At 40.6% G+C, this 12,533-nt stretch carries 13 protein-coding genes; all 13 read right to left on the bottom strand.

Translation table 11 applies throughout. The features are described 5' to 3' along the window. Position 1: 1 nt before the first annotated feature. The gene (gene cyoA / locus AN395_RS12615) at positions 2-955 is read right to left on the bottom strand and encodes a ubiquinol oxidase subunit II (RefSeq protein ID WP_054983207.1); all 954 of its coding nucleotides are present in this window, start codon (positions 953-955) and stop codon (positions 2-4) included. 311 nt (positions 956-1,266) lie between these two features. Next, positions 1,267-1,686, bottom strand: coding sequence for a hypothetical protein (locus AN395_RS12610; RefSeq protein WP_054983230.1), 420 nt, complete (start codon positions 1,684-1,686; stop codon positions 1,267-1,269). A gap of 870 nt (positions 1,687-2,556) precedes the next feature. Next, entirely contained in the window at positions 2,557-2,769 is a 213-nt protein-coding gene (nqrM, locus tag AN395_RS12605) for a (Na+)-NQR maturation NqrM (protein ID WP_004587136.1), read from the bottom strand. Between the two features lie 162 nt (positions 2,770-2,931). Beyond that, complete coding sequence (locus tag AN395_RS12600) at positions 2,932-3,963, bottom strand: FAD:protein FMN transferase (RefSeq protein ID WP_054983206.1); 1,032 nt, start codon at positions 3,961-3,963, stop codon at positions 2,932-2,934. A 98-nt stretch (positions 3,964-4,061) separates the two neighbouring features. Next, a complete protein-coding gene (gene nqrF / locus AN395_RS12595; protein ID WP_004587138.1) occupies positions 4,062-5,291 on the bottom strand; it encodes an NADH:ubiquinone reductase (Na(+)-transporting) subunit F in 1,230 nt (409 codons plus the stop codon). Positions 5,292-5,309: 18 nt separating this feature from the next. Continuing rightward, positions 5,310-5,918 (bottom strand): NADH:ubiquinone reductase (Na(+)-transporting) subunit E, encoded by a 609-nt coding sequence (nqrE, locus tag AN395_RS12590; RefSeq protein WP_004587139.1) that lies wholly within the window; start codon positions 5,916-5,918, stop codon positions 5,310-5,312. A 10-nt stretch (positions 5,919-5,928) separates the two neighbouring features. Then, positions 5,929-6,561, bottom strand: a complete 633-nt coding sequence (locus AN395_RS12585) for an NADH:ubiquinone reductase (Na(+)-transporting) subunit D (RefSeq protein WP_004587140.1) — start codon at positions 6,559-6,561, stop codon at positions 5,929-5,931. Then, positions 6,561-7,313: a Na(+)-translocating NADH-quinone reductase subunit C gene (locus AN395_RS12580; RefSeq protein WP_004587141.1), complete on the bottom strand. Its 753-nt coding sequence runs from the start codon at positions 7,311-7,313 to the stop codon at positions 6,561-6,563. Before AN395_RS12580 ends, AN395_RS12585 begins: the two co-directional genes overlap by 1 nt. Next, a complete protein-coding gene (locus AN395_RS12575) occupies positions 7,306-8,508 on the bottom strand; it encodes an NADH:ubiquinone reductase (Na(+)-transporting) subunit B (protein ID WP_004587142.1) in 1,203 nt (400 codons plus the stop codon). The genes AN395_RS12580 and AN395_RS12575 overlap by 8 nt, the downstream gene beginning before the upstream one ends. Before the next feature lie 3 nt (positions 8,509-8,511). After that, the gene (locus tag AN395_RS12570; protein ID WP_004587143.1) at positions 8,512-9,855 is read right to left on the bottom strand and encodes a Na(+)-translocating NADH-quinone reductase subunit A; all 1,344 of its coding nucleotides are present in this window, start codon (positions 9,853-9,855) and stop codon (positions 8,512-8,514) included. A 353-nt stretch (positions 9,856-10,208) separates the two neighbouring features. Beyond that, the gene (fabV, locus tag AN395_RS12565) at positions 10,209-11,402 is read right to left on the bottom strand and encodes an enoyl-ACP reductase FabV (protein WP_024034299.1); all 1,194 of its coding nucleotides are present in this window, start codon (positions 11,400-11,402) and stop codon (positions 10,209-10,211) included. 124 nt (positions 11,403-11,526) lie between these two features. After that, positions 11,527-11,838, bottom strand: a complete 312-nt coding sequence (locus tag AN395_RS12560) for a BolA family transcriptional regulator (RefSeq protein WP_029773850.1) — start codon at positions 11,836-11,838, stop codon at positions 11,527-11,529. 55 nt (positions 11,839-11,893) lie between these two features. Continuing rightward, positions 11,894-12,505, bottom strand: coding sequence for an alpha-ketoglutarate-dependent dioxygenase AlkB (locus AN395_RS12555; protein WP_004587146.1), 612 nt, complete (start codon positions 12,503-12,505; stop codon positions 11,894-11,896). Positions 12,506-12,533 lie beyond the last annotated feature (28 nt).

Genomic DNA, 12,533 nt, shown 5'->3' with positions numbered 1-12,533 from the left:
ATTATTCCTCGCCCTGGCTGTGAGATGAAGGCATTGCGTGTTCATTCATTTCATGGTGCTTTTTGCTCATTTGCCCATGCTCGCTCATCGCTTGATGTTTTTTGTTCATATCGCCATGTGCCTGCATATACTTCATAACAATGGTATGAAATAGGCCGTCGTCGACCTTGCCATAATAGGCAACAGGATTGTTTTCACTGGCTTTTGCAAGCTCAACATAATTGGCATGAGTGAGGTTATTAGCATTGGCTTTAACGCTTGTTACCCACGTGTCAAAATCAGCTTGTGTTGGGGTGGCAATGGCATTGAACTTCATACCGGTAAAACCTGCGCCACTGTAATTAGCAGAAAAGCCTTTAAATGTGCCCGGCTCATTTGCGATTAAATGAAGCTTGGTTTCCATGCCTGCCATAGAATAAATTTGACTACCTAGCTGAGGAATAAAAAACGAGTTCATTGTGCTTTCTGAAGTGATTTTGTATTCCACCGGCACATTTGCCGGAAATACCAATTCATTTACCGTTGCAATACCTTGCTCTGGGTAAATAAATAGCCACTTCCAGTTTAATGAAACCACCTCTACAGTGAGGTGCTCGCCTTTACCCTCAATAGGTTTATAGGGGTCTAAGTCTTGGGTAGACTGCCAGGTAATAACACCTAAAATAATAACGATAACAATAGGAACAGCCCAAACAACGGCTTCAATCTTATTTGAATGAGCCCATTTTGGTGCATAAATTTCATGATCTTGTGTGTCTCGGTATTTCCATGCGAAATACAAAGTCATCACAATAACGGGGATTACTACGAGCAGCATAAGGACAGTAGCAATGATGATTAAGTTTTTCTCATCAATACCTATTTGGCCTTTTGGATCGAGTATCCCGCCTTTACAGCCTGACAACGCCAGCACCGTACTAGCTAAAGCAATATTACAAAGGTTACGAATTAACAAGGGAGTATCCTACAAACCTAGAGTTTTAATTTGCTGCTTTGAATAAAAATTAAGCAACGATTTTTCAATAAAAACCCAAGTTAACTAGAACTAAATTATAAAAATAAAGGGGACTGAACCCGCTGCAAGTGGATGCAAAAAAATACCTAGCAACAAACCCAGCTTCTAAACGCATTTATATAACGTAATAAAAGTTAACTTGGGTGAGTGTTGGTTGGCTGACGTGATAAAAACACGCGGCTACATTGCTAATGCAAACTTTAATTATTTACAGCAAGAAAAAATAATTAAAACCAGCAACAATTGAAGCCTTACAGACAACCTGTAAAGCTAGGTGGAGCACGACAACCATGTGCAGCGGACACAGGTTGGTGTACTTTTGTCTCGCGAAAAGCGAAAGCGGCTTTACGAAGGATTATTCCAGCACGACGCGCCGGAAAAATATGGAACAATAACCAGCAAAGGCCAATGAGTAACTGACTAGATATGATCGGATGAGCTAAAAATTGCGTAACGTGCAGCAAAACAGGCTCAACAATAGAGCCATTGCTAAACAACGCTTCAAGCTGAAAGGCATCCTCTAATGCACCACTTAGCAGCATTACCGTATTAAACACTAATAATGTTATAGCGACACACACGCCCTTGCCCGCTTTATTCAAGCGCTCACACGTTTGCGGTTTGCTAGAAGCAAAAGCCGTATTTGTATGATGCAAAGAAAGTGTGTTCAAAGACATTAACCTACTAAATGACTAATAACAAAATTAGAGTAATAAAGCGCGCAATGGAAAAATTAAAAAAACATTGCTGCTGTAAGCCCTAAAACGAGGTGCTAAATACAATCAAACCGGCTAGCACACATTTACCTAGTGAGAATTGATCCGTATCAAATAAACTTTCAAAACTTACTGAAAGTTCGATGCTGAGTATAACAAAGAGAGTTTTCGGTTCAACAAAAAATATAAAGTTTTGCGTTAAGCTTTCGCAGCTATTTTGTTAATAAAAAATAACAGAATAAAAATAAAGACTTAGTTTATAAATATTTTATATTTAGGAAGCGTGAGGAGTAGAGATAAGAGGGATTAATGAAGTTAAAAATAAAGCCGCACAAACAAAAACAGCCCAAATTCAGTCACCACCGAACTTGAGCCGCCTTTCACACTGACAACATCTTCACACACATATAAAGATTCTTGGTTTACACTGCGTGGCAATTGTAGGGAATAAAAACAACTCAAAACCGGTCACCACCGACCTTGAGTTGCCTTTCACACTGACAACATCTTCACACACAATATAAAGANTGAGTTGCCTTTCACACTGACAACATCTTCACACACAATATAAAGATTCTTTTAAGCGAGGCTAACTTTTATGCCTCAAGCTTATGACTGGAGCCTTGCTCTGTGTCTATGGTTAAACTTTAGAGTGTTAGCTCCAATTTGACAAACGAGAAAAATAAACCTAATAGGTGAAAAAAACTAAACTATAGACCTTGGTCTAATACATTAAGGTTGTGTTTAATTAAAAGAAGATATGAGCACTAAATATACAGGTACAAAAAAAGCGCCATAAGGCGCTTTTTGTCATTAAGCTACGGCTTAAATAATTTGGTTTTCTTTCCAGGCTTGCTCTTTAGCCATACGCTTTTTACGCTTATCACATGGATCGTCACAATCACAGGCTTTATCAATACCTACCGAGCCTAATCCACCGCAACTACTTGCCATAGATTTTCTTTGCACGATCATACCAACAGCCATAGCTATCACGATTAAAATTAATAAACCAAATGTAAGAAGAAAAAGTGACATTGCTTAGCCCCTATTGATCAGCAATAAATTATGCTCAAACATTGTTGAGCGACCGCTAAATTATACACCCAAAACCCACATAGATGCGAGAGAAGTCTATTTCAAAAAATCGGTTGTAATATGCGTTTAGCACGAATAAAGTTTTAGCTAAACGCTATTATATTACAAATAAGGTTTAAATGCAGTGCTCGCGTAAGTCACAATGCCTTTGTCTGATTTAGACATTAAGTACACAGGTAAATCGTGCTTTTCAGCGTATGCTTTAGCATCGTCCATTCCCATAACCGTTAATGCGGTTGCTAAGCCATCTGCGGTCATTGCACTAGGATGTAATACAGTAACCGACACTAAGTCATGTTTGATTGGCATGCCTGTTACTGGGTCTATTAAATGAGTGTAGGTTTCGCCAGCCATTTTATAAAAAATACGGTAGTCACCTGATGTTGCAATGCCATTCGTACCGGGCGCTAATACACGGTGAACTTTTCGCTCGCCTGGTGGCGCATCTGGCTGCTCTATCGCGATTTTCCAATCTTGGTTATTTGGCTTTTCACCGCCAATGCGCAGCTCCCCACCTATTTCTACCATGTAGTTACTAATATTTTGGCTTTCAAGTAATTGCGCTACTTTATCAATGCCATACCCTTTCGCTGTAGCCGAAAACGACAGCTCTAAACCATCAACTGTTTTAGCAAGGCCCTGCTCAGTAAGATTAAGTTTATCTACACCAATTTTTTCAATCATTGCAGCAAGTGCTTCATCACTTGGGCGCTTAGTTGGTTTTTTATCAGGTCCAAAGCCCCATAAATCTATTAACGGGCCCATCGTTACATCGAGCGTTTTGGTCGACTTACCTAAACGAATCGATTCACTCACCACAGCCCTAAAGTCTTCACTAATTGGCATAACCTGGTTGGCGGGTAATTTATTAAATGTGTTAATTTCAGAATCGGGGATATACGTAGACATAGACTGATTAACCGCTTTCAATTGCGTATCTATTTGCTGCTGTAATTTAGTGGCATCAACGCTTTTATCGTCGGCAAAGTATTTAATATGATAGGTGGTGCCCATCGTTTTGCCTTCTAAAAATACCTCCTGAGGTGTTTTTTCAGCCCCACAGCCAGAGATAAATAGCATTATAGTTAATAAAAAAATACTGATAGCGCCTTGAGAACTGCTTACTCTGTTCATTAAATTAGCCCATGTAAAATAAAATAAAAAAAGCCCCGTAGCACAAAGTGCGACGAGGCCCGTATTTTAACCAAAACTAAGCTGTTTTGATATGGGTGTTAGCCACCGAAGTCATCTAGTAAGATGTTTTCGTCTTCTACACCTAGGTCTTTAAGCATGCCGATAACAGCCGCGTTCATCATTGGAGGACCACACATGTAGAACTCACAATCTTCTGGCGCTTCATGATCTTTCAAGTAGTTTTCATAAAGTACGTTATGGATAAAGCCTGTGTAACCTTCCCAGTTATCTTCTGGTTGTGGATCAGACAATGCGGTATGCCATACAAAGTTATCGTTTTCAGCTGCTAAGCCATCGAAATCTTCAACATAGAACATTTCACGCTCAGAACGCGCACCATACCAGAAACTAATCTTACGCTTAGAGTTTAAACGCTTAAGTTGGTCAAAGATATGTGAACGCATTGGTGCCATACCTGCACCACCACCTACGAATACCATTTCAGCGTCGGTGTCTTTAGCGAAGAACTCACCAAATGGACCTGAAATAGTTACCTTGTCGCCTGCTTTAAGTGACCAAATGTACGATGACATTTTACCACATGGTAGGCTTAGGTTTCTTGGCGGCGGCGTAGCAATACGCACGTTAAGCATGATAATGCCTTCTTCTTCTGGGTAGTTAGCCATTGAGTATGCACGAATTGTTTCGTCGTCTACTTTTGACTCCAGGTCGAAGAAACCAAAGTGATTCCAGTCGCCACGATACTCTTCAGGGATATCGAAATCTGCGTATTTAACATGGTGAGCAGGCGCTTCGATTTGGATGTAACCACCCGCACGGAAAGGCACTGATTCGCCATCTGGAATTTGTAGCTTAAGCTCTTTAATGAACGTTGCTTTATTATCGTTAGAGATAACTTCACAATCCCATTTTTTAACACCGAAAATTGACTCTTCAAGTTCAATTTCCATGTCGTTTTTAACATTTACCTGACACGCTAAACGACAGCCTTCACGGGCTTCACCTTTAGAAATGTGATCAAGTTCTGTTGGTAAGATATCGCCACCACCTTCTTTAATGTGTACACGACACTGACCACAAGAGCCACCGCCACCACATGCAGATGATACGAAAATACCTGATTCAGATAGCGCGCCTAAAAGCTTGCTACCTGCTGATGTTTTAATGGCTTTGTCTGGATCGCCATTAATACCGATGATGATGTCACCGCTTGCAACTAACTTAGATTTAGCACCAATGATAACTAAAACTAGTAGTACAACGATAGCGATGAAAACACCAACGCCTAAGAAAATCTCATAACTCATGATTTATCCTCGCTACCTTTACAGTGAAATACCAGAGAATGACATAAAGCCAAGACCCATTAAACCAACAGTGATGAAGGTAATACCTAAACCACGTAGGCCGTCTGGCACGTCTGAATATTTCATTTTCTCACGGATACCTGCAAGTAATGTGATTGCAAGCGCCCAACCAACACCAGCGCCAACACCATAAACAACAGACTCGCCGAAGTTATAGTTACGCTCAACCATGAATGATACCGCACCAAAAATCGCACAGTTAACTGTGATTAGTGGTAAGAAGATACCTAATGCGTTGTAAAGTGCAGGGAAAAACTTATCTAATGCCATTTCCAAAATTTGCACGAGTGCTGCAATAACACCAATGAACGTTAAGAAACGTAAAAAGCTAAGGTCTGCTTCAGGGTAACCAAGCCACTCTAATGCACCCGGTGCAAGTACGGCATGGTAAACCAAGTTATTTACTGGTACAGAAATACCCAGTACCACAATAACGGCTACACCTAGGCCAATTGATGTAGTTACTTTTTTAGATACTGCTAAGAAAGTACACATACCTAGGAAGAAAGCTAAAGCTAAGTTTTCAATAAAAACCGCTTTTACAAATAAACTAATATAATGTTCCACTGCTTGCCCCTTACGCTTTAGCTTCTACTTGGTCTTTCTTATAAGTACGAAGTACCCATATGAATAAACCAATGATGAAGAATGCACTCGGTGGTAAAATCAATAGACCCATAGGTTGATACCAACCACCATCTTGTACTAATGGGATAATATCAACACCGAATAGTGTTCCTTTACCAAATAGCTCACGAATGAAACCAACAGTAAGTAATACCACTGAGTAGCCTAAGCCATTACCAATACCATCTAAAAATGACATAAGTGGCGGCGACTTCATTGCGTACGCTTCAGCACGACCCATTACAATACAGTTAGTAATGATTAGGCCAACGAATACAGAAAGCTCTTTCGCCGTAGCGTAAGAGAATGCTTGTAATACTTGGTCTACAACAATTACTAGTGAAGCAATGATCGTCATCTGTACGATAATACGTACTGATGAAGGTATGTGGTTACGAATGCTTGAAATGAACAAGCTAGAAAACGCCGTTACTAATGTCAAAGCAATTGACATGATTAAGGCATTTTTTAAGCTAGACGTTACCGCCAGAGCAGAACAAATACCAAGTACTTGTAATGCGATTGGGTTGTTAGCTAAAACCGGACCAAATAGGACCGACTTCATTTCTTTAGTATCAGCCATTATTTCAACGCTCCTTCACGTACCTTCGCAAGGAAAGGACCAAAGCCGTTTTCACCAGTCCAAAAGTCAACTGTGTGATCAACACCATTAGAAGTTAGTGTAGCACCTGATAAACCATCAATTTGATGTTCGTTGCTAGCACCGCTTTTCATAATGTTAATAGGTAACTCTTTACCTTGCCATTTAGCTGTCCATTGTGGGTTTTGAATTTCGCCACCCAGGCCTGGTGTTTCGCTATGCTTGTAAAAGTTGATGTTTTTAACTGTTTCGCCATCGCTTTCAAGCGCTAAGAAACCATACATTACACCCCAAAGGCCGTAACCTTGGATAGGTAAAATGATTGCATCTGTAGAGCCATCTTCTTTTTTAGAGATGTAAACAGGTGAGTTTTTAGTCATACGCTGAATACCAGCGATGTCCTTAATCCCTTCTGCTTTAAGTGCAAAACTTCTTTGTTGGTCGAATTTCGATTTTTCGAAATCAAATGAGTTTGGATCAGCATCTTCAACAAATTCGCCAGTGTCCATATCAACAACACGTGCTTCGATTTTGCCATCGAATGTGTCAGATACAGAGTTTGCGATTTCAATATCAGCTGCTGCTAAGATATTACGTTGAATATCTTGAGTTTTATTAGCTTGCTGTAAAGGACGAAGCTGTACAGAAGCAAACGATACAATAATTGCACACACTAAACATAGTGCCACAACAACCGTTAACGTTTTGCCGATTGATTCGTTATTACTAGACATTACGTGCCAACCTCCGCTTGATATTAGCTTGCACTACAAAGTGATCGAACAGTGGAGCAAATAAGTTAGCAAATAAGATTGCTAGCATCATGCCTTCTGGGAAAGCAGGGTTTACTACACGGATCATAACTACCATAAAGCCAATAAGCGCGCCGTATGCGAACTTACCTTTATCGGTAAATGCAGCTGATACAGGGTCAGTAGCCATAAAGAACATACCAAACGCAAAACCACCCAGTACTAAATGCCAATGCCAAGGCATTGCAAATACAGGATTGCTCTCAGAGCCAACCGCATTTAATAAGAATGCAGTTGCCACCATACCTAGGAATACACCTAGTACAATGCGCCAAGAAGCGATGCGAACGTAAATTAAGAATAAGCCACCAATAAGCACAGCAAGCGTAGATGTCTCACCTACAGAACCTTGAATGAAACCGTAAAACGCATTCCACCAGAGCTCCATGTTGCTGTAATCAAGAGTGCCTACAAACGCTTGACCTAGCATAGTTGCACCAGAGAACGAGTCTACTGCAGTCCATACTGTGTCACCTGAAATTTGTGCAGGGTATGCGAAGAATAAAAACGCACGGCCCGCTAATGCAGGGTTTAAGAAGTTACGGCCTGTACCACCAAAGATTTCTTTAGCAATAACAACACCAAACGTAATACCTAACGCCACTTGCCATAAAGGAATAGTCGCAGGCAAAATAAGTGCAAATAATACAGAGGTTACGAAGAAACCTTCGTTAACTTCATGCTTACGCACAGAAGCAAATAGTACTTCCCAAAAACCACCTACTGCAAAAGTAACGGCGTATATTGGTAAGAAGAAGCATGCCCCGTAGAACATTTTAGCGCCCCAGCCCGACTCAGCGGTTAATTCACCACCAAATAACTGGAACAAGCCAACCTGCCAAGAGTTTGCTAGTTCAAAACCTTGTGCTAAAGCACCTGCGGCCTGATGACCGATGTTGAACATACCAAAAAACATAGCTGGGAACGTCGCCATCCACACTAAAATCATCATGCGTTTTAGGTCGATATTATCGCGAACGTGAGTTGCGCCTTTATTTACATAACCTGGCGTGTAAAAAATAGTCGCGGCTGCTTCATACAGGGCGTACCATTTTTCGTGTTTACCACCTGGTTCAAAATGCGGCTCAATGTCTTCTAAAAATTTCTTTAAACCCATCTCTTAGCCTTCCTTCTCGATCGTTGTTAAGCAATCGCGTAGGATAGAACCATACTCGTATTTGCCCGGACAAACGAAGGTACATAACGCTAAATCTTCTTCATCAAGTTCAAGCGCGCCTAATGAAATTGCACTGTCTAAGTCACGTGAAATTAAGTCACGTAATAATAGGGTTGGCAAAATATCTAGCGGCATTACGCGCTCGTAGCTACCAATTGGTACCATGGCACGTTTTGAACCACCTGTAGACGTTGTCATTTTAAATAAACGACTCGGTGCAAGGTGAGAAAGGAATGTACGCGTTACAGAGAATTTATCACTACCTGGTGCAATCCAACCAAACAGCTCTTTTTCGCGACCTTCAAGTAAAACAGATACTTGAACGTGGTAGCGACCTAAGAATGCATGAGGACCTGAAGAAATAGCGCCAGATAAAACAGAACCAGAAATAACACGGTTATCACCGTCTTCTAATTCGCCTGCCACTAAATCATCTAATGAAGCACCTAGTTGTGTTTTCACTAAACGAGGGTTTTTAACGCGAGGACCTGCAAGCGAAATAACACGGTCAGTGTTGATTTCACCAGTAAGGAATAAGTGACCATACGCGATAACGTCTTGGTAACCAATATGCCAAACTTGTTTATTAACAGATACTGCATCAAGGTGATGAATATGAGTACCAACTAAGCCTGCTGGATGCACGCCACCGAACTCATGTACTTCTACTTGAGCGATAGACGAGCTAGGAACTTGACTGCCAGCTTGCTTACATACAAATACTTTGCCATCGGTCAAACGCGAAACAACAGCAAGACCCGCTTCAAATGCAGCTGCATTTTCGGCAATAATTACTGCAGGATCTGCAGCAAGAGGGTTTGTGTCGATAGCGGTTACAAATATAGAGCTAGGATTTGCATCCAACGCAGCTATTTTGCTAAATGGGCGAGCACGAAGTGCTGTCCATTGACCTGACTGAACAAGTACTTCTTTGGCTTTTTCACGCGATAAGCTTGCAAGCTCATCTGCATTGAAAGAGTCAAAGGTGATTTGCTCACTGCCGTTTACTTCAATAACAACAGATTGCAGCACACGTTTAGCACCACGATTAATTTCTTTTACTGTACCAGAAGCTGGTGCAGTAAATAGGACGCCTGGGTTCTTTTTGTCTTCAAAAAGTACCTGGCCTTTTTTGACTTGGTCATCCACACGAACATGCATGGTTGGACGCATACCGATAAACTCTTCACCTAGCACAGCTACACGTTTGATGGCAGAACCATCATGAATAACTTGCTGAGGCGCGCCCTCTATGGGTAAATCCAGACCTTTTTTTATGTTGATCATACGCACTTGCATTAATTAACGGAAAGAAACTGAAAAATCGTATCAACCACGTCGCCACTTGAGTTATCCAAGATATATCAAGGTACAAAAGAACAACTTGCTAGGAATATCAAACAAGCAACGCAGTAAAACTCCTCACATATTGCTTCGATTTTAACATCATTATGTACGACTATGCGAGTGTATTTATGAAAATTATACGACAGAAACGCTTATTTAGTTTTGTTAAGTGTTTTAAATAAAAATCAAGGTAGACCAAAGTGGTAGCCTAAGCACCTAACTGCCACAAAATATCTAAAACACTAAAAGCAAAAAAGCCGCAATAAGCGACTTTTTATAATTACAAAGTATGATTAGTCAATCATGTTTGCAATTGGCTTCACTGCATCTACATCTTGCTCATAGTCAACAGCGTCAATGCCAAAACCAAATAAACGTAAAAATTCGTTATGGTAGCCTACATAATCGGTTAGCTCATCAATTGAGCTCGTATCTACTTTATCCCAAACAGCTTGCACACGTGCTTGTACATCGTCTTCTAGCTCTTTGTAGTTTTGGAATAAGTGGCCGCCCTCGTCAAAGCGTGGGTTTTCACCGTATAGGTTTTCGCTAAATAAAGCATGAATTTGCTCAATAGTGCCTTCATAAGTGCCATCGGCTTTCATTACTTTAAATAAAGCAGAGATATATAGCGGCATAATAGGAATAGCAGAGCTTGCCTGAGTAACAACAGCATTTAACGACGACACATAGGCTTGACCATTTAAATCTTTTGTCGATTCTTTAATTGCGGCAGTTGCACGGTCTAAATCTTCTTTTGCTTTACCTATTGTTGCGTGCCCGTAGATTGGCCACGTTAACTCTTTACCTATATAAGTATAAGCCGTGGTTTTAAAGTTATCGGCTAGTACGTCTGCTTCTTTTAATGCATCAATCCACATTTCCCAATCCTCACCGCCCATCACTTTAATGGTGTTGTCGATGTCATCTTGGCTTGCGGCTTCTACTGTTACTTCGTCAATTTCGCGCTTTGACGTATTTAAATTTTTTGTAGTTACAGCACTGCCAATAGGTTTAAGTGTAGATGAATACACCTCACCTGTATTTGGATCGGTACGACGAGGCGATGCTAAGCTGTAAATAATACAGTCTACTTTGCCTAAATCTGCTTTGATTGTCTCGATTGCTTTTTGCTTAATTTCGTTAGAAAACGCATCGCCATTAATATTTTTTGACCAAAGCCCAGCTTCATCTGCAGCGTCTTGAAATGCTGCTGTATTGTACCAACCAGCAGAACCTGTTTTACGCTCTGTACCTTCTTTTTCAAAGAAAATACCCAGTGTTTTAGCCCCACCGCCAAATGCCGCCGTAATACGAGACGCTAAGCCGTAACCAGTAGATGCACCAATTACGAGTACATTTTTAGGCGCATCTTTTAATTCGCCTTGTTGTTTTACATAGTTAATTTGCTCTTGAACATGCTCTGCACATCCTACAGGGTGTGCGTTAGTACAAATAAATCCACGAATTTTAGGCTTAATGACCATTGATCATCCTATATCTTTTACAATAAAAATTAGCGCTAGTTTAAAGGCTAATACTAAAAACACTGATCTGATCAGTTAAAGCTGATCAAATACCCCTATTTATATTGGCTAACCTACATTGTGGTTAATTTAGCTTTGAGCCGCCCATACAATTTGGAGAGTCAGGTGCTTCGCCACCCTGCTCTGAAAATTCATCTGGCGTGTACGTATGAATCGCTAAGGCATGAATATGATTTGCTAGCTCATCTTTTAGTACTTCGTTAATTTGGCGGTGGCGCTGTAGTAATCGTTTACCCGCAAATTCTTCACTTACCACAATTACTTTAAAATGCGACTCACTACCGGCGCTATGCATATGGCTTTCGTTAATTACGTTTAAATGCTTACAGGCAATCGCGCTACTAAGCTTGTCTTGAATTTGTTGTTGCATTGACATTAAAACACCATATTTAGTCACTGATTTGTGCAGCTACTATAACAAGTTAATTTAACTAACTAAATTGCTTTTGTTTAATGTGCTCAATAAAGCGGTACGTTAAGCTGATCCGTGGGTGAGCAAGCGTTGTTTGTTTGGGGATTGCGTGCTGGTAGTCGCGCTGACTATGCCCACTCATCACTAAGCAACTACCGCTTTGTAATTTTAAGTCGGTGACTTTATTGGTGGCTTTTTGTTTTAATTTGAGTACGCGCTCAGCACCAAGTGATATACATACAATGGTAGGTTCAGGGCCTAGTTCTATTTCATCATCACTGTGCCAGCCCATGGTGTCGTTACCATCACGGTAATAATTAACTAATAACGAATTAAGCGGCTTATTTAAATGTCGCTCTAAACGTTTTCGCATTGCTAAAAGCACCTCATCCCACGGCTCTACTATTTGTTTACTGTGTGAGTAACCATATTCAATATTTAAGTCGCTCATAAAACATTGCAAACGTGGAATGGGCCCTGTTCTGCCATACACAGTGACATTAGGCTGCTGCCAATTAAGATTTTTTTGTAAATAATAAAATAAATCGAGGCTTTTTTGCGCACTAAGCGCCTTACTTTGATAAGAAAAGCCGTTTGGTAACTGTTGGGGGTTGGCGTTTTGCCGTTGCATGTTAGAATTTACCTACATTAGATTACTG

Source organism: Pseudoalteromonas sp. P1-30 (genome assembly GCF_001400005.1).
Classification (GTDB): Bacteria; Pseudomonadota; Gammaproteobacteria; order Enterobacterales; family Alteromonadaceae; genus Pseudoalteromonas; species Pseudoalteromonas atlantica.
The sequence above is the reverse complement of the archived record's forward strand: the minus strand, read 5'-3'. Positions and strand labels throughout refer to the sequence as shown.

Coding starts and splice junctions, on each gene's coding strand:
- AN395_RS12585 (WP_004587140.1), bottom strand. CDS start 6,561: ATGGCTGATACTAAAGAAATGAAGTCGGTCCTATTTGGTCCGGTTTTA.
- AN395_RS12600 (WP_054983206.1), bottom strand. CDS start 3,963: ATGAACAGAGTAAGCAGTTCTCAAGGCGCTATCAGTATTTTTTTATTA.
- fabV (WP_024034299.1), bottom strand. CDS start 11,402: ATGGTCATTAAGCCTAAAATTCGTGGATTTATTTGTACTAACGCACAC.
- AN395_RS12570 (WP_004587143.1), bottom strand. CDS start 9,855: ATGATCAACATAAAAAAAGGTCTGGATTTACCCATAGAGGGCGCGCCT.
- nqrM (WP_004587136.1), bottom strand. CDS start 2,769: ATGTCACTTTTTCTTCTTACATTTGGTTTATTAATTTTAATCGTGATA.
- AN395_RS12560 (WP_029773850.1), bottom strand. CDS start 11,838: ATGTCAATGCAACAACAAATTCAAGACAAGCTTAGTAGCGCGATTGCC.
- AN395_RS12575 (WP_004587142.1), bottom strand. CDS start 8,508: ATGGGTTTAAAGAAATTTTTAGAAGACATTGAGCCGCATTTTGAACCA.
- nqrF (WP_004587138.1), bottom strand. CDS start 5,291: ATGAGTTATGAGATTTTCTTAGGCGTTGGTGTTTTCATCGCTATCGTT.
- AN395_RS12580 (WP_004587141.1), bottom strand. CDS start 7,313: ATGTCTAGTAATAACGAATCAATCGGCAAAACGTTAACGGTTGTTGTG.
- AN395_RS12555 (WP_004587146.1), bottom strand. CDS start 12,505: ATGCAACGGCAAAACGCCAACCCCCAACAGTTACCAAACGGCTTTTCT.